This window comes from Nocardia sp. NPDC019395, from assembly GCF_040632335.1.
GTDB lineage: Bacteria > Actinomycetota > Actinomycetes > Mycobacteriales > Mycobacteriaceae > Nocardia.
The window spans coordinates 395,615-412,349 of sequence record NZ_JBEYBT010000003.1 but is presented as its reverse complement, the minus strand read 5'-3'; the positions used below and the strand labels follow the sequence as shown (position 1 = coordinate 412,349).

General features: G+C 66.0%; 16 protein-coding genes and 1 tRNA gene. 4 read left to right on the top strand and 13 right to left on the bottom strand.

The annotated features are described in order from the left end of the window. Nucleotides 1–190: 190 nt before the first annotated feature. From polA to ABZ827_RS12855, 7 genes are all read right to left on the bottom strand, one after another. Entirely contained in the window at nucleotides 191–2,935 is a 2,745-nt protein-coding gene (gene polA / locus ABZ827_RS12885) for a DNA polymerase I (RefSeq protein WP_357236471.1), read from the bottom strand. Between the two features lie 58 nt (nucleotides 2,936–2,993). Further along, nucleotides 2,994–3,743 (bottom strand): ABC transporter ATP-binding protein, encoded by a 750-nt coding sequence (locus ABZ827_RS12880; RefSeq protein ID WP_357236469.1) that lies wholly within the window; start codon nucleotides 3,741–3,743, stop codon nucleotides 2,994–2,996. After that, nucleotides 3,740–4,783 carry an ABC transporter ATP-binding protein gene (locus ABZ827_RS12875; protein WP_357236466.1) on the bottom strand — a complete coding sequence of 348 codons (1,044 nt, stop codon included), beginning with the start codon at nucleotides 4,781–4,783 and terminating at the stop codon, nucleotides 3,740–3,742. Before ABZ827_RS12875 ends, ABZ827_RS12880 begins: the two co-directional genes overlap by 4 nt. Further along, a complete protein-coding gene (locus tag ABZ827_RS12870; RefSeq protein ID WP_357236464.1) occupies nucleotides 4,780–6,201 on the bottom strand; it encodes a branched-chain amino acid ABC transporter permease in 1,422 nt (473 codons plus the stop codon). The genes ABZ827_RS12875 and ABZ827_RS12870 overlap by 4 nt, the downstream gene beginning before the upstream one ends. Then, entirely contained in the window at nucleotides 6,198–7,265 is a 1,068-nt protein-coding gene (locus ABZ827_RS12865; RefSeq protein ID WP_357236463.1) for a branched-chain amino acid ABC transporter permease, read from the bottom strand. The genes ABZ827_RS12870 and ABZ827_RS12865 overlap by 4 nt, the downstream gene beginning before the upstream one ends. A gap of 90 nt (nucleotides 7,266–7,355) precedes the next feature. Next, nucleotides 7,356–8,549 carry a branched-chain amino acid ABC transporter substrate-binding protein gene (locus ABZ827_RS12860; RefSeq protein WP_357236657.1) on the bottom strand — a complete coding sequence of 398 codons (1,194 nt, stop codon included), beginning with the start codon at nucleotides 8,547–8,549 and terminating at the stop codon, nucleotides 7,356–7,358. Nucleotides 8,550–8,816: 267 nt separating this feature from the next. Next, the gene (locus tag ABZ827_RS12855; RefSeq protein WP_357236461.1) at nucleotides 8,817–9,413 is read right to left on the bottom strand and encodes a response regulator; all 597 of its coding nucleotides are present in this window, start codon (nucleotides 9,411–9,413) and stop codon (nucleotides 8,817–8,819) included. Nucleotides 9,414–9,635: 222 nt separating this feature from the next. On the opposite strand from ABZ827_RS12855, the gene ABZ827_RS12850 reads away from it, so the two are divergent. Beyond that, nucleotides 9,636–9,722, top strand: a tRNA-Leu gene (locus ABZ827_RS12850). 366 nt (nucleotides 9,723–10,088) lie between these two features. Here ABZ827_RS12850 and ABZ827_RS12845 read toward each other — a convergent pair. Continuing rightward, nucleotides 10,089–10,442 (bottom strand): helix-turn-helix domain-containing protein, encoded by a 354-nt coding sequence (locus tag ABZ827_RS12845; RefSeq protein ID WP_357236459.1) that lies wholly within the window; start codon nucleotides 10,440–10,442, stop codon nucleotides 10,089–10,091. 83 nt (nucleotides 10,443–10,525) lie between these two features. Between ABZ827_RS12845 and ABZ827_RS12840 the strand changes: the two genes are divergently transcribed. From ABZ827_RS12840 to ABZ827_RS12830, 3 genes are all read left to right on the top strand, one after another. Beyond that, nucleotides 10,526–11,098, top strand: coding sequence for a carboxymuconolactone decarboxylase family protein (locus ABZ827_RS12840; RefSeq protein WP_357236457.1), 573 nt, complete (start codon nucleotides 10,526–10,528; stop codon nucleotides 11,096–11,098). 98 nt (nucleotides 11,099–11,196) lie between these two features. After that, nucleotides 11,197–12,597 carry an MFS transporter gene (locus tag ABZ827_RS12835; RefSeq protein ID WP_357236455.1) on the top strand — a complete coding sequence of 467 codons (1,401 nt, stop codon included), beginning with the start codon at nucleotides 11,197–11,199 and terminating at the stop codon, nucleotides 12,595–12,597. A gap of 34 nt (nucleotides 12,598–12,631) precedes the next feature. Next, nucleotides 12,632–12,925 (top strand): DUF1330 domain-containing protein, encoded by a 294-nt coding sequence (locus ABZ827_RS12830; protein ID WP_357236453.1) that lies wholly within the window; start codon nucleotides 12,632–12,634, stop codon nucleotides 12,923–12,925. 172 nt (nucleotides 12,926–13,097) lie between these two features. On the opposite strand, the gene ABZ827_RS12825 is transcribed toward ABZ827_RS12830, so the two are convergent. The 5 genes from ABZ827_RS12825 to ABZ827_RS12805 all read right to left on the bottom strand — a co-directional run bounded on the left by ABZ827_RS12825 (nucleotide 13,098) and on the right by ABZ827_RS12805 (nucleotide 16,700). Beyond that, nucleotides 13,098–13,373 carry a hypothetical protein gene (locus ABZ827_RS12825; RefSeq protein WP_357236451.1) on the bottom strand — a complete coding sequence of 92 codons (276 nt, stop codon included), beginning with the start codon at nucleotides 13,371–13,373 and terminating at the stop codon, nucleotides 13,098–13,100. Next, nucleotides 13,370–14,134, bottom strand: coding sequence for an arginine--tRNA ligase (gene argS, locus ABZ827_RS12820; protein WP_357236449.1), 765 nt, complete (start codon nucleotides 14,132–14,134; stop codon nucleotides 13,370–13,372). The genes ABZ827_RS12825 and argS overlap by 4 nt, the downstream gene beginning before the upstream one ends. 82 nt (nucleotides 14,135–14,216) lie before the next feature. After that, nucleotides 14,217–14,714 carry an HAD domain-containing protein gene (locus ABZ827_RS12815; protein ID WP_357236447.1) on the bottom strand — a complete coding sequence of 166 codons (498 nt, stop codon included), beginning with the start codon at nucleotides 14,712–14,714 and terminating at the stop codon, nucleotides 14,217–14,219. Nucleotides 14,715–14,805: 91 nt separating this feature from the next. After that, nucleotides 14,806–15,387 (bottom strand): GNAT family N-acetyltransferase, encoded by a 582-nt coding sequence (locus tag ABZ827_RS12810; RefSeq protein ID WP_357236445.1) that lies wholly within the window; start codon nucleotides 15,385–15,387, stop codon nucleotides 14,806–14,808. Further along, nucleotides 15,384–16,700 carry a hypothetical protein gene (locus tag ABZ827_RS12805; RefSeq protein WP_357236443.1) on the bottom strand — a complete coding sequence of 439 codons (1,317 nt, stop codon included), beginning with the start codon at nucleotides 16,698–16,700 and terminating at the stop codon, nucleotides 15,384–15,386. Before ABZ827_RS12805 ends, ABZ827_RS12810 begins: the two co-directional genes overlap by 4 nt. Between the last annotated feature and the right edge of the window lie 35 nt (nucleotides 16,701–16,735).

Here is a 16,735-nt window from a genome sequence, read left to right as displayed (position 1 = left end):
GTCTCGCCCTGGGACGCGCGGCCACGAAAGCACCTCGTCGAGCGGCACGAGGATGTGGCGCCGGCCGGCGCCACACACCGCTTCGCCGATCGCCTTCGCGTCCGGACCGACGTGCGGCCGAACGACGCGGATCGGACATTCAGATCAGCCTGATCGCCCGGAGCCGCGATACGTACCGGCGGTAGCCGAGTCAGTGTGCGGCGGCATCCCAACTGCGCCCGACCCCGACCGAAACACTCAGTGGGACAGACAGTTCTATCGCCGACGACATCTTGTCGCTGACCAGCTCCCGCAGCTGCTCCTGCTCTCCAGGCGCCACGTCGAAGACGAGTTCGTCGTGGATCTGCAGCAGCATGCGCGACCGCAGACCTGTATCGCGCAGCGCGGACTGCACGTTGATCATGGCGACCTTGATGATGTCGGCGGCCGTGCCCTGGATGGGTGCGTTGAGTGCCATCCGCTCCGCGGATTCGCGACGCTGGCGGTTGCTGTGATCCAGATCCGGGAGATAGCGGCGGCGGCCGAACAGAGTCTGGGTGTAACCGACCTTACGGGCCTGTTCCACCACGGCGTGCAGATAGTCGCGGATACCGCCGAACCGGGCGAAGTAGACCTCCATCTGCTCCTTCGCCTCCTGCGTGCTGATCTTCAGCTGGGCGGACAGCCCGTAGGAGCTCAGACCGTACGCCAGGCCGTAGGACATGGCCTTGATCCGGCGCCGCAGTTCCGGTGAGACCTCGGAGATCGGGATATCGAACGCTTTGGACGCGACGAAACTGTGCAGGTCCTCGCCGGAGTTGAAGGCCTCGATCAGGCCGGCATCACCGGACAGATGCGCCATGATCCGCATCTCGATCTGGCTGTAGTCGGCGGTCATCAGCGATTCGTAGCCGCTACCGACCACGAAGGTATCGCGGATCATCCGGCCGGTATCGGTGCGGATGGGGATGTTCTGCAGGTTGGGTTCGGTCGAGGACAGCCGGCCGGTGGCCGCGATCGTCTGGTTGAAGGTGGTGTGGATCCGGCCGTCGTCGGCGACGGATTTCAGCAGGCCGTCGACGGTGACCTTGAGGCGGGTGGCATCGCGGTGCGCGAGCAGATGCTGCAGGAAGGGATGTTCGGTCTTCTCGTAGAGCGATTCCAAGGCGTCCGCGTCGGTGGTGTAACCGGTTTTGGTGCGTTTGGTCTTGGGCATATCGAGCTCGTCGAACAGGACGACCTGCAACTGTTTGGGCGAACCGAGGTTGATCTGTTTGCCGATGACCCCGTACGCCGCGTTCGCGGCATCGGCGACCTTATCGGCGAATTGCCGCTGCAGTTCGGTGAGCTGATCCATATCGACGGCGATTCCGGCGTCTTCGAGATCGGCGAGCACCGCGAGCAGTGGCAGTTCCATCTCGTCCAGCAGCGGGGTGGATTCGATCTTCGCCAGCTCTTCGTCCAGGGCGTCGGCCAGATCGGCGACGGCGCGGGCACGCAACATCTCATGCTGTGCGAGTTCGGTATCGACCGCGTCCTCCGCGTCCAGCAGCGAGAGTTGCGGCGCCGCCTCGGTTTCCGTGCGCAGTTCACGGTGCAGATAGCGCAGCGACAGATCGTCGAGATTGAAACTGCGCTGACCGGGCCGCACCAGATACGCCGCGAGGGCGGTATCGCTGGAGAGACCGGCCAGGCGCCAGCCGCGGCCGCGCAACGCGTGCAGGGCGCTCTTGGCCTCGTGCAGGGCCTTGGCCGTGGCCGGATCGGCCAGCCATGCCGCCAGGGCCGCGTCGTCTTCGGCGGTGAGACCCGTGACGTCGATATAGCCGGATTCGCCGTCCGCGGCGGCGATCGCCAGGGCACGCACATCCCCGGCGGCCGGCACGCCGCTTCCGGAGAGTGAAATACCGTGCCGGAAACCGGCTTTCGCGTGCTCGGTGAGCCAGTCCGCGACGCTGCCGGGTTCGAGCGCCTGCCCGCTGATCTCGAAACCCGATTCGGCCTCGATGGTCGGCGGGGCGAGGGTTTCGAACAACCGGTCGCGCAGGACCCGGAATTCCAGATCGTCGAAGAGCTGGTGGATCCGCTCCCGGTTCCAGGCGCCCTGGGCCAGCTGATCGGGGGTATAGGGCAGCGGGACGTCGCGAACCATCTCGGTCAGCTGCCGGTTGAGCACCACACTGCTGAGGTTGGCACGCAGCGCGTCGCCGACCTTGCCGCGGACCTCGTCCACCTTGTCGACGAGGGTGTTCAGATCCCCGTACTCGCGGATCCATTTGGCGGCGGTCTTCTCACCCACCCCCGGGATACCCGGCAGGTTATCGCTCGGGTCGCCGCGCAGCGCGGCGTAGTCCGGGTACTGGGCAGGAGTCAGGCCGTACTTCTTCTCGACCTCCTCGGGCGTGAACCGCGTGAGGTCCGAAACACCCTTCTTGGGGTACAGAACGGTGACGTTCTCGTTGACCAGCTGAATCGAATCACGATCGCCGGTGACGATCAGCACCCGGTAGCCCTGCGGTACCGCCTGGGTGGTGATGGTGGCGATGAGGTCGTCGGCCTCGTACCCCTCGATCGCCATCACCGGGATACCGAGCGCCCCCAATACCTCTTTGGTCAGTTCGACCTGCCCGCGGAATTCGTCCGGGGTTTTCGACCGGTTCGCCTTGTACTCGGGGAACGCGTCCACCCGGAAGGTCTGCCGGGAGACGTCGAAGGCCGCGGCGATATGGGTGGGTTTCTCGTCCCGCAGCAGGTTGATGAGCATGGCGGTGAACCCGTACACCGCGTTGGTGGTCTGACCGGTGACCGTCTGGAAATTCTCCGCCGGCAATGCGTAGAAGGCGCGGTAGGCCAGCGAGTGCCCGTCCAGTAGCAGCAGCGTGGGCCGGGTTTCCGGGGAACCGGAGGCGTCGGCGGGGGCGGGGGTGGTCGGCTGCGCGGTGGTCGGTGGGGTCACACCCGGAGAGTCTAGGGACTCCCCCCGACATCCCGGGCTCCAGGGACTTCCCGGCCGGTCAGCCGACACCCAGGTACGCGGCCTGTACCGCGGGATCGTCCAGCAGCTGCGGTCCGTGGCCGGTTTTCACGATCTCCCCGGTTTCCATGATGTAGCCGCGATGGCTACGCGCCAGCGCCTGCCGGGCGTTCTGTTCCACCAGCAGCACCGTGGTGCCGGCCCGGTTGATCTCGGCGATGATCCGGAAGATCTGCTGGATCACCATCGGCGCCAGACCCATGGACGGTTCGTCGAGCAGCAGCAGGCGCGGCCTGGCCATGAGCGAACGTCCGATTGCCAGCATCTGCTGTTCCCCGCCCGAGAGGGTGCCACCGACCTGTTTACGCCGCTCCCGCAACCGCGGGAACAGCTCGAATACCTGCTCCAATGCGGTGTTGTACTCCGGTTTGTGCCGGAAGGGCCGCGCATAGCAGCCCATATCGAGGTTCTCCTGCACGGTCATACCGGGGAAGACACCGCGACCCTCGGGGGCCTGAATCAGTCCGGCCGCGACTCGCTCATGCGCCTTCAGCCGGGTGATATCGCGACCTTCGAACATGATCCGCCCGCGGGTCAGTGGCAGCAGGCCCGACAGCGCACGCATGGTGGTGGTCTTCCCGGCGCCGTTGGCGCCGAGCAGGGTGACCAGCTCACCGTCCACCACCTGAAGCGAAATACCGTGCAGCGCTTGTATTCTGCCGTAGTTGACGACGATATCGTCCACCTCGAGCAGAGTGTCCGCCCCGTGGACGAACCCTGGCACCGTCATGACTGTCCTTCCGGTGGATAGTTCGGATAGCCACGAAGGCCGGGCGCCGGGCCAGGACCAGGTATATCCCCCGCTTCCAGTTCGTCGTCGGGGACACCCAGGTACGCCGCGATCACCGCCGGATCCCGGCGGATATCCGCGGGCAGCCCGTCGGCGATCTTGCGCCCGAATTCGAGCACCACGATGCGGTCGGTCACGCCCATCACCAGCCGCATATCGTGCTCGATCAGCAGCACCGTGAACCCGTCGTCACGGATCTTGCGGATCAGATCCATCAGCGCGGATTTCTCGCTGGGATTGAACCCGGCGGCCGGTTCGTCGAGGCACAGCAGTTTGGGCTCGGTGGCCAGCGCCCGCGCGATTTCCAGCCGGCGCTGATCGCCGTAGGACAGATTGCGGGCCTTCTCCACCGCGCGCGGCCCGATCCCGACGAACTCCAGTAGTGCCATACCGCGTTCGACGGCATCGCGTTCCTCACGACGGTGTCGCGGGGTGCGCAGTAATGCGCCCGGGATCGAGGTCAGATGCCGGGCGTCGGTGCCCACCACCACATTCTCCAGGGCCGTCATCTCCCCGAACAGCCGCACATTCTGGAATGTGCGCGCGATACCGAGCCGGGTGATGGCATTGCGTTTGATCCTGGTGAGCGGTTTGCCGTCGAAGAACACCATGCCCGCGCTCGGCCGGTAGACACCGGTGATGGCATTGAAACAGGTGGTTTTACCCGCGCCGTTCGGGCCGATGAGTCCGAGGATCTCCCCGCGCCGGATATCGAAACTCACCGCGTCCAGGGCGGTGAGCCCGCCGAATTTCACGGTGAGATCCTCGGTGCGCAGCAGCGATTCGCCCACCGCCGTCCGGATCTCCCGGTGCGGGGCAACGGTTTCGGCGACCACGTTCGCGTCGCCGAGCCCCGGATCGATGGCCGTCACATCCACCGGACCGGCCGGCTGGTCCGTCACCGGCAGTTTCTCGGTGGCGAACTCGGCGTTCATATCGTTGTTGTCGAACATCGCACCGCCGGCGTGTGGCCCGGTCATCGGTTCACCTCCACGGCCCCGGCCGGCCGGACCGCCCGGATGATCTGCCGCCCGTAGGCCAGCAGTTTCTGCCGGACCGGGAACAGTCCCTGCGGTCGCAGGATCATCATCACCACCAGCGCTATGCCGAAATACAGATACTTCAGATCGCCGAGGGACTGGGCTCCGCCGGGATAGAACAACAGAATGCTGCTCAACAGCAGAACCGCGTAGACCGCGGCGGCGACCGTCACGATCAGATACGCCCACCGCACCCAGGTAGCGGCCACCGTGCGCGCCCACCACCGCCAGCCGGCCAGCAGCGCGCCGACAACCACGACCGCCGCCGCCAGCCATATATAGCCGGTGGCCTCATCGGTCACCAACTGCACCGACATCAGCCGGTTCGGCAGATACACCACCAGGAACGCGCCCACGATGACACCGAGTTTGTTCCCCTGACCGCCGATCACCACCGCGCACAGGAACAGCATCGAGTTGATGATGTTGAATCCGGTCGGGTTGATGAACTGGACCTGCCCGGCGAACAGGGCGCCGGACAGCCCGCCGATCCCGGCGCCGATCATGAAGGCCCAGAGTTTGAACTTGAACGTCGGCACACCCATGATCTCGGCGGCGTCCTCGTCCTCCCGGATCGCCACCCACGCCCGGCCGACCCGGCTGCGCTCCAGATTGCCGACCAGCAGCAGTACCGCGACCACCGCCAGCATGCCCACCCAGTACCACCAGGTGCCGGAGTTGGCCCGTTCCAGCAGGTTCGAACTGTCGGAGCCGACATTGCCCGCCGAGAACACCCCACCCGGACTCGTCTCCGATTCGCCCACCCGCGGATAGGCGATACCCGACAACCCCAGGCTGCCGTTGGTCAGATCACCCAGATTATCGGCGAGCAGGCGGACGATCTCACCGAAACCGAGGGTGACGATCGCCAGATAGTCACCGCGCAGCCGCAGCGTCGGCGAACCCAGGATCAAACCCGAGACCGCGGTGACCATAATGGCCAGCGGCACACACGCCAGCCAGGCCCAGTCCGAGTTCAGCCAGCCGCCGTCGGTCTGGTTCCACGGACTGTTCGGGCTGGTCAGCAGGCCCACGGTATAGGCGCCGACAGCGTAGAAGCCGACGTAACCGAGGTCGAGCAGCCCGGCCTGGCCCACCACCACATTCAAGCCGATGGCGATGAGCGCATACATGGCGAACTGCGCCATGACCCCGCCGAAACTGGTTGCGGGAGTATCCAGTAGCGGCGGCGGGAACATCGGCAACAGCGCCAGTAACAGCAGCGCGGGAACACCGACCGCCCACTGCGCGGGCCGGCTCAGACCGTTCCACCAGGTACGAAGCGTATCGCCCAGCCCGTGCGGCGGACCCGATGCGACCGGCGGGCGCTTCGCCGGAGTTTTCGTCGAGACGGTCATACGCGGGCCTTCCCGAGACTCTCACCGAGAATGCCGGTCGGCCGGAAGAACAGCACCGCCACCAGCACCACGAACGCCACCACATCGCGCCATTCGGTGCCCAGCAGCATCTGCCCGTAGTTCTCCACCAGCCCGAGCAGCAGTCCGCCGAGCAGCGCGCCGCGCAGATTGCCGATCCCGCCGAGCACCGCGGCCGCGAAAGCCTTGATACCGAGCACGAATCCGCCGGAGTAGATGATGCCGTTGGGGATCTTCAACGCGTACAGCATGGCCGCCGCACCCGCGAGCAGACCACCGATGAGGAAGGTCAGCATGATCACGCGTTCCCGTGAGACCCCCATGAGCGTCGCGGTATCGGGGTCCTGCGCCACCGCGCGGATACCGCGCCCGAACTTGGTCCGGTTGATCAGCAGTTCCGCCAGCACCGCCAGCACCACCGCCGCCACCACGATCACCAGGGTGACATTGGTGATCTCGGCGTCGCCGATACTGAACTGAACCGTGGGCTCCACCAGGATGATCGGCTGCTGGGCATTGGTTCCGCCCAGATCCGGCCACAGTTTCGGCAGGACGAAATGCACGAACTCCTGGAGTACGAACGACATTCCGATGGCCGTGATGAGAAAGACCAGTGGTTTGGCTCCGCGCCGGCGTAACGGCCGATAGGCCACCCGTTCCAACCCCACCGCCGTGGCGCCGGAGACCGCCATACCGAAAACCATCGCCAGCGCCAGATAGGTGACCGTCAGCACCACACCCTGGCTGTAGATATCGCCGCTGGGCGCGAAACCCAGCAGCATCAGCCCCACGTACTGGCCGAACATGCCGAGCATGAATACCTCGGAATGGGCGAAGTTGATCAGCCGCAGCACGCCGTACACCAGGGTGTAGCCCACCGCGACCAGGGCGTAGATCGCGCCGTAGGACAAACCGTCCACGGTCAGCCGCCAGAACTGATCGAGCACGCCCTCGTAGTTGAAATCGATCGAACTATCGGCCAGGTAGGTCAGATCGATCGAACCCGTTGCCGGTAGCACCGCACCGGCCGGCCAGATTGCTGTCATCGAACACTCACCGTCTTCGGGTCGGCCCCCATAGGCGAGCGGCACGCACGCCGTATCTTCGACGGCCTGCGTGCCGCTCCCCGCGCGGAGCTACTTGACCTCGTACATCCAGATCAGCGCATTGGACAGTTCTCCGGTGGCATCCCATTTGTACTGGCGGGCCAGGCCGGGGCCGTCGTAGCCGCGGACGAACGCCAGCAGATCGGGCCGGGTGACCTTACCCGCGTCGATCCCCTTCGCCAGGATGGTGGTCAGGTCGTAACCCTCGACCGAGTACACACCGGGTGCCTGCCCGTTGAGCTGCTGGTACTGCGCCGCGAAATCATCCGGCGCCGGACCACACGGGCAGGACAGTTTCGCGCCCTGGGCCGAACCGCCGGCCTGGGAGACGAACTGCGGATCGTTGGTGCCGTCGGCGGAGACGAACACCGCGTCCACCCCGCCGGATTTCAGCTGCTGAGCCAGCGGAGCGGCCTCGGCGTAGTAACCGGAGTAGAAGATCGCGTCCGGTTTCGCGCCGGCGATCTTGGTGACGGTCGCCGAGAAATCCTTGTCGCCCTTCTTGATCGACGCCGCGCATGCCGGATCGGCGGCGGAACCGAGGCCCTGGGTGATACTCGTGGCCAGGCCGACACCGTAATCGGTGTTGTCCTGCACCACGCACACCTTCTTGTACCCGGCATTGTCGGTGAGGTACTTCGCCACCGACGGCCCCTGCACATCATCGTTGGCCAGCCCCCGGAAGAAGGTCTTCCAGCCGCCCTGGGTGAGCGAGGCATTGGTCGCCGAAGCCGAGACCGCCACCAGCCCGGCATCGCTGAGGATCTGACCGGTGGCCTTGGTCTCCCCGGAGAACGCCGGGCCCACCAGGCCGATCACCGACGGATCGTTGACGATCTGCGGAATCACCTGGCTGGCCTTCTGCGGATCGCCCTCGGTATCGAACGGCCTCAGTTCGATCTTGCAACCCGGATTGGCCTTGTTGTGCTGGTCGAGGGCCAGTTTGACGCCGTTGACGATATTGATGCCCAGCGCGGCATCCGGCCCGGTGAGGGCTCCCGCCATGGCAATGGTGGTACCGGGCGGGCATTTCGCCGAACCGTCACCGGCGGGGTCGGTGGCGGTGGACGCGTCGGTGGCGGGAACCTCCTTACCCGCCGAATCGATCTGCATCAGCGGCTGAATCGACAATTCCCCGGCGTTACCCGGGGAATCGGAAGTACCTGTCGATTTATCACTGCATCCGGTGAGTACGAGCGCCGCGGCAGCACCGATACCGACCAGACCACGCGCGGTGCGGCTGTATCTCGACGGCCCGGACAGCCATGTCGAACCAAGCACGATCAAACCCCATGTTCCTCATCGCAACCCCGGCGGCCCGGGGGAACCGATCACATCGGCTCGGAAAAAACATAACTGGGGTGTGTTGATCCCGCATCACATTCGGCGCACGCAGATGACCTGGCCGTAAACTCTTTCGCACAGGGTTGTCCTACGCGGACAAAATCCATTTCGGAACGGTTACGACCGCCCGGAAAATCGCCCAGGGGTTCACTGCGGAGCCAAATTCTCCAGCACGACCTCGGCCACCGCCTTCATCGTGGTGCGCCGATCCATCGCGGTGCGCTGGATCCATTTGAATGCCTGTGGTTCGCTCAGCCCCTGGGTCTGCATCAGTACGCCCTTGGCCCGTTCGACGAGCTTACGGGTCTCCAGCCGCTCGGCCAGCCCCGCGACCTCGCTCTCCAGCGCCGTGATCTCGTGGAACCGGCTGGCGGCCAGTTCGATCGCGGGCACCAGATCGGATTTGGTGAACGGTTTGACCAGATAGGCCATCGCCCCGGCATCACGGGCCCGCTCCACCAGATCGCGCTGACTGAACGCGGTCAAGATCACAACCGGCGCAACACGTTTCGATGCGATCTCCGCGGCCGCGTCGATCCCGTCGCGCCGCGGCATCTTCACATCCATGATCACCAGATCCGGCCGGTGCTCCACAGCCAGATCGACGGCCTGCTGCCCGTCCCCGGCCTCGCCGACGACGTGATAGCCCTCTTCGGTCAGCATCTCCACCAGATCCATCCGGATCAACGCCTCGTCCTCGGCGACGACCACGCGCTTCGCCCCGGCGTCCGCACTAGTGCCCATAAACGACCCCTCTGGTTCCGATGCCTCATCCCCCGACACCGCGAACGGCGGATGCCGGCCGGGCCTCGGCCGTCGATCCGCCGTCACGCGATCGGGTGGTGTAGAGACTACCGTTCACCTGGAACGGCATCGCATATACCCTGCTTATCGCCCTTCCCCCGGCCTCGCTGGACCCGGCATTCGGTAATCGGGCGCCGGCGGGCTATGATTTCCACCCGGTGCGCCGAGTTGGCGGAACTGGCAGACGCGACGGTCTCAAAAACCGTTGTCCGAAAGGACGTGTGGGTTCGAGTCCCACACTCGGCACCAAGGTCGGACGGGTTTCCGAATACCCTCCCATCGCTGCCAACGTTTTCCCGACTCGCCGACACTCGGCACACCTGCGCAGCTCTATCAACCAGGAACACCGAGCTCATACCCCTCCGAGCACAGCTCCACTCTCCCCGGCTGCCGACACCCCGCCCGGAGACAACCGAGCGAGCCGATCCAGCGAGCCTGGAAGATCGATGCGTCGCAGTCCGCGGCCCACTCCTGCCCAGGCGCGTCGACGCCTCCCTCACTTCTCGCTGCAGGTCCGCAACGCACTACCGATAAATCCGCAGTCCGCACTCGATAGAACTGCAGAGCAATCCCGACAAATCCCAGGCTCGGGCATCACCTGAAGAGCCCTCGATCCTATGCCTCCACAGAATTCTGACCGTTCTGCTCTTGCGTCTGCGCCCAGGCGATCGCCCATTCGTCGAGCGGGCGGATGGCCTGTATGAGTGCTGCCCCCAGCTGAGTGAGCTCGTAGCCATCGACTGAGGGGGCGATGATCCCGCTGGACGTGAGTTCGCGAAGCCGCTGGTAGAGCACACTGGACGACAAACCTGCACACCGTGCCAGCAGGGCACGCGCACCGAGCGGACCAGCACGCAGTTCCCAGAGAATTCTCAGCGCCCACCGACGGCCGAAGAGATCTAGCGCGGCCATGATCGGACGGCCGGTAGTCGATCCACGAACGGGTGTTCCTGGGCGCGGTGTCGGCATGCCCCTCCTTGCGTTTCGGTTTTAGAAACATTAGCATCCAACCCGCGTTTCTAATTTCGAAACAATCTCAAATGGGAGCTCCGATGTCGCGAATAGCCCTGTTGGAACCGCCGTACGCCGACCAAGCCGGAGCGCTACTCGAGCGCATGATGCCCCGGGACGTACCGCCGATCGGGCTGTTCCGGATGTTCGCCCGAAACCTCCCGATGGCCGGCGCCATGCACGGATGGGGGCGCTACGAGCTGGGCCGACAGCTGACGCTGACCATGAGGGAGCGCGAGATCGCCATCGACCGGACATGCGTGCTGTGCGGCTGCGAGTACGAGTGGGGCGTACACATGATGATGTTCGCCGAACGGGTCGAATTCACCCGCGAACAGGCGGCATCCCTGGTGCACGGCGGCCCCGCTGACCAGTGCTGGACGTCCGAGCGCGAACAGCTGCTCCTCCTCGCCGTCGACGCGCTGCACGAGCGTTCCGACATCGATGACGCACTGTGGGCACGTCTCGCGTCGGTCTTCGACGAACTCCAGCTGCTCGATCTCCTTCTGCTGTGCGGGTGGTACCACGCCGTCAGCTTCGCCGCGCGCGCTGCACGCGTGCCGCACGAGCCCGGCGCGCCCCGCTTCGCCGACTTCCCCCCCGCGGTCCGGTGAACCACCCATATCGCTTGCCCATCTGGAGCCGTGGACGGAAGAGCGTGAGGGGTCAGGACTCGCATCCGTCCCGCCCACATCACGACCGGGACAAACCGATGAGCGCTACCCCGGAGCACTCCGAGGGGCGGCTACTGGTCCCCGCTCTGATGTTCATCGCTCTGGTCGTGGCGGCGGTCGCCAGCCTCGGGGCGCCGCTCATCACCAGCGTGGCGACCTCGTTCCACGTCTCGCTCGGCAGCGCGCAGTGGACGTTGACCGTCGCGCTGCTCAGCGGCGCCGTCGCCACGCCCGTCCTCGGCAGGCTCGGAGCCGGCCCGCACCGACGAGCCACGATCCTCGCCACGCTCGCAGTCGTCGTCGCCGGCAGCGCGCTCACCGCCCTACCACTGCCGTTCGCGTGGCTGCTCGCCGGCAGAGCGGCCCAGGGCGTCGGGCTCGGGTTGACGGCGCTGATGATGGGCGTAGCCCGGGACCACCTCCCCGAGGAGCGCAGCGCGGCCGTGATCGCCCAGATCTCGGTGGTCTCGATCATCGGGGCCGGCGTCGGCTACCCGCTGGCCGCACTGCTCGCCGAGCTCGGCGGGGTACGGGCCGCCTACGGCCTCACCCTGGTCGTCACCGCCGCCGCCCTCCTGACCGCGTGGCGCTCCATACCCGAAGCCCCCGAAGGCCGTTCCGCCCACGTGGACGTGACAGGCGCGGTCGTCCTGGCCGCTGCGCTGGCCCTGGTGCTGTTCCTCGCCGGCGAACGGAACCTGTGGAGCCGACACCTCGCCGTGGCGGCGAGCCTCGCCGTCGTCGCGGCGGTACTGCTCTGCGCCTGGGCCGTCATCGAGTTGCGCAGCACGACGCCCCTGGTCGATGTGCGGGCGGTGCGACACCCGGCGGTCGCCGGGGCGAACCTCGCCATGTTCGTCGGCGGGATCGGCATGTATCTGCTGCTCACGCTCATCACCCGGTATGCGCAGACGCCGCAGGGCGCCGGCTATGGCTTCGGGCTGACGACCTTCGTCGCCGGGCTGGTCCTCATCCCGTTCTCGGTCCTGGGGTTCGTCGCCGGCAAGCTCACGCCGTGGGTCCGGACGCGGATCGCCGACCCCCTGCTCCTGGCCGGCAGCGCCGTCGTGGTCGGCGGCGGGTTCGCCCTGTTCGCGGCGGTCCGGTCGGACCTGGCCGAACTGTTCGTCGCCATGGGCGTGCTCGGCTTCGGTGTCGGCGGCTTCTCGGCTGCGATGCCTGGCGTCATCCTGGCCGTCACCCCCAAGAGCGAGACATCCAGCGCCATGAGCTTCAACTACGTCATCCGCAGCGTCGGGTACTCCCTGGGCAGCGCCATCGGCGGCCTGATCCTCGCCGCGGGCACCGGCCCCGGCCGCCTCTTCCCCGATGACAGCGCCTACACCACCGCGGCGCTGGTCGGCATCGGCGCCATGGCGATCACGACGCTGACAAGCCTCGCTCTCGCCCGACGACGCTCGTCCGAGACCAACCCGTAAGTCAGATGCATTCATCCCAACACTGGAGGTTCCAATGCCCAAGGGCTACTGGGTCAGCGCCTACCGCACCATTTCAGACCCTGAGAAGCTGGCTGCTTACAACAAGCTGGCCGGTCCGGCCGTCGAGGCCGGGGGCGGTCGGATCCTCGCCCGTGACGGTCGGGTCGTGGCGCATGACGCCGGAATCGCCCAGCGCACCATCCTGATCGAGTTCGACAGCTTCGAGCAGGCCGTCGCGACGCACGAGAGTGCGGCCTACCAGGAGGCACTGGTCGCCCTTTCCGACGGCGTCGAGCGCGACTTCCGCATCGTCGAAGGCATCGACTGAGGTCGGCGACTGACCTTCTGCGCTCGACGGTCTGAGTGCGGCTATCTCCGGCGTAGGCGACCACCGCCATCCACGGCAGCCCGACGGAGCCGTCGCCGGACACAACCTCGGCCCCGACTCGATAGGGACAGCTCCGGCAAGAGTGTCCGGTCGAGCATTCGACCGATGTCGTTCAGTGGCGATATTCCGGCGAGGGGTACGGCATGCCGTACGGGGTCGGAACGGGACGCCGGGCCATGAGGAGTGCGATTCCGCTGACGGTGGCGGCGAGCAATGCGGCCAGCAGGAACGGCACTGCGGCCAGATATGCGAGACGGAAGCTGAGCGTGTCCGATATCAGTTGACCGACGAACGGGGCAACGAGCACAGTCACGACCCCGCCGGCCGATACCGCTGCGGTGGCGATACGCCTTCCACTCCTGATCGATCGGACCAGCACTGTGGTCACAATGACATCGACACCCTCGCCGCGACGATTTCGCGCCAGCTGGCGACGGTAGGCTCGTCGCCGTCCTGTAGGGCGACGACGCGGGATCGGGAGCGGTCGGCGAATGCGGGGTCGGCATCGAAGGCTGCGCGGGCGGCTTTGTAGAGACTGTCCAGCGCGGAGACCGAGGTTCCGTCGGCGAGGTCATCGGCCCGCCAGGGTTTGTCGGGGTTTTCGTCGATGTATTGGATGAGCATCCCGAATTGAGTGCCCCAGTCGCCGAGGTGGTTGGCTCGCACGACATCGGCACCGAGGAATCCCAGGACCCGGGCGAGGCTGTCGCCGATGATCGTGGTTCTCAGGTGCCCGACGTGCATTTCCTTGGCGACGTTCGGTGCCGAGTAGTCGATCACGATCCGCTGCCCGGCAGCAGGCTCGGCGATCCCCAGCCGCGGGTCGGCGAGCCGGTCGGCGATTCGCGACCACACCGCAGAATCGGTAACGGTGATGTTCACGAATCCGGGCCCGGAAGCCACTGCGGTAGCTACCGGTGCGGCATGGCCGTCGGCGGTGAGTTGGCCGGCCAGCTCGGTCGCCAACTCCCCAGGTTTGATGCCGGTCTTCTTCGCCAGAGGCAGTGCGGCGTTGGATTGGAAATCGGCTCGATCCGATCGGCGCACCACCGGGTCGGCTCCCGCCAGTTCGGGGCGGACTCGCTCGATCGCCTCCGAGACGGCGGCGGCGACAGTTGCGAGCAGCGGTGCGACACCGGCAGCACTCACCAGGGTTCCTTTCCTCGGGAAATCGAATCGAATGGCCCAGTATCTCAGGGGCAATGATCAATTCCTGTGGATATCGTCTGGCTCAGATTGCTCGCAGCCAGTGATCGAGGGCTGTGAGGTCGTCGTCGCTGAGCCCTCGGAACGACTCGACGTGCCGCAGGAACGCAGAGCCGCGGTGTTGGGTGGCGACCCAGGCATGGTCGGCGGCGGTGATCTCGTCGTCGACCCAGGCGAACGGGCGTCCGGCGGCCCAGTCCACCAAAGTTCGGGTCTTCCAGCACAGCCCGAACCATTGGTCCTCGTGTTCGTGCTCAGCGGACGGTTCCGGCCAGCGCACGACCGGAAGTTGCGGCAGCCCGAGCCGGGGCGCGATCTCGGCGTTGGCCTCGTCTTCCCATGTCGTGGCCCAGACCAGCTGACATGGCAACTCCGACAGCCGACGGCTCACCTCGAGCCCGAGCCGCCAGAAGTGCGAGTTCGACGCGACATTACGCGGCTCGCCGCCGGGGTCTTCGCCGAACGGCAGAAGGGGCCCGTCGACATCGAGGAACAGCAGCGGCTGTTGTCCGGGACCGCTCATGCTGCGGTGGCCTGATTGCGCTCGACCAGATCCGTACCGTGGAACGGTGACGCCCGTACGGATCGCGTCACGTCCGACCGAATATGCGGGTTCAAAGCGGCAGGTTGTGCATCAACACATCGAACCTGGGGGCGTCCTCCCAGGCAGGCCGCTGCCAACCGACCCGGTACCACCCCCACTTCCGATACCGCGCATACGCGCGTTCGTTCTCCGGCTCGACCAGCAATGTCGCGCGCTGTTCGGACCGCCCCCGCAACAGCTCGTCATGCAGTGCGCGGGCGAGTCCGCGGCCGGCGTGCTCAGCACACACCATGATCTCCGACAGAGCGAAGGTCCGATCACTGGTCTCCACGGTGAACTCCTCCAGATCGCCGTCGTCCAGGCCGCCATCGTCGAGGTGCAACCCACCCCACCCCGCTGCCCCCGGTCGCAGCGGCCACCCCCACGCCTGTCCTGCCGCAGCACCGCCGACATAAGCCACCACGAGGGAGAACCCCCAACTGCGGACAGGATCGGTGTAGGCGTCGAACCTCTGCATGAATGCCTCGGGAGAATCGAACGGATCACCAGAGGCAATCGCATCGACATAGGAACGCCGGTAGACATCTTCGACCGTGGACCGAATCTCGCGGGCCTGGGCGGCAGTATGCTGCCGGAATTCTGGATCGCTCACGCGATTTCCTTCCGTGTGGCGTCTTCCAGCGCCGCGAAACGGTGGCGGAATTCCTCGGCCGCTGGATGACCACTGGTTCGGATCGGCTCCATAACTCGCAGGGTCCGGCTGGAGGTGATGTGTTCCAGCTCGGCCAGCACGGCCGTACCCAATGCGAGAGCCGCCGAGATATCACCCATGCGTGCATGAGCCACAGCCGCGTGCGCGCGGTCGTTGAGGGCATTGCGGGTGCCCGGTTCCTCCGCCGCCGCAGTGTCGAGAAGTTCGATGCTCTTGTGTGTTTCGCCGATCTCGCCGTAACCGCGTGCTTCGTGCCCGCGGATTTCCGCGGGCGTCACAAACCGCAACCACTGCGGGCACTCCTCCAGCGGCTCGAAGCTGGTGGCCTGCTCCATCTCCCGCCACGCAGTAGCGACCGCGCGACCGAATCCCATCCGGTCCCCGAGCAGCGCTTGTGCCTGAGCATCCCGCACGGCGATCAAAGCGTGAATCCGGCCCGGCGGCCGGCCTCGCATCAGTACGCGAGCCCGGTCGATCAGCTTCGCGGCGTGGTGTGGGCTGCCCTTCCCGTCTCGAGCAAGGGCGATTGATTGATTCGCCGCGTACAGGCAGGTGTGGGCTACCAGGTCCTCGTCCCCTGCTTCGCTCGCCAGTGCGAGCGCATCGGCGTAGCAACGCCGCGCCACCTGGTGCAGGTCGGTGTCATGGGCGAGCCAGCCCGTGAGCACAGCCAAATGTCCTGTCGCTGCCGCGAATGCATTACCGGCAGTGGTGTCGTAGCTCGCGGTGTCCAGGGTGTGTTTCGCATGCGCGAGTTGTTCGAGCGCTGCTTGGACCAGGGCACCGCCTCCGATCTGCTGGTCCTGCTCCCCCAGCTCATCGACAGCCGTCAGCAACCGCTGCGCGTCTGCCGGTCCGATCTGCTCTCCGAAGGGCCAGCCGACTGCGGTTATGGTGACCGCGGTCGCCAACTTCCCGAATTCACGACGCCTCACGTAACTATCGACTTCCCACGCATACATCCCGAGCGACATGCTCGATTGGCTGACCTCAACGGTACGACGCACAGGCTCACGGACGGGCGCGATCTCCGTTTCGAACCGGGCGCGTTGATCGGTGTCCAGATCGCGGAGCATCGTGTCGAGCGCTTCCGCCGAACGGCCCCGTACCGGCTTATCCCGTGTCGCCCGGTGCCATTTCTTTATCGTCGGGAGCGTATACCCGGCGCGCTCGGCGAATTCCTCCTGAGTTTCGCGGAGCGCGGCCGTGCGCAGCGCCCGGACCTCCGTGCTGGTCCACCTGCTGACAGTCATCCCACCCCCTCGGAGACGTAGCTCACCTGCTGGTT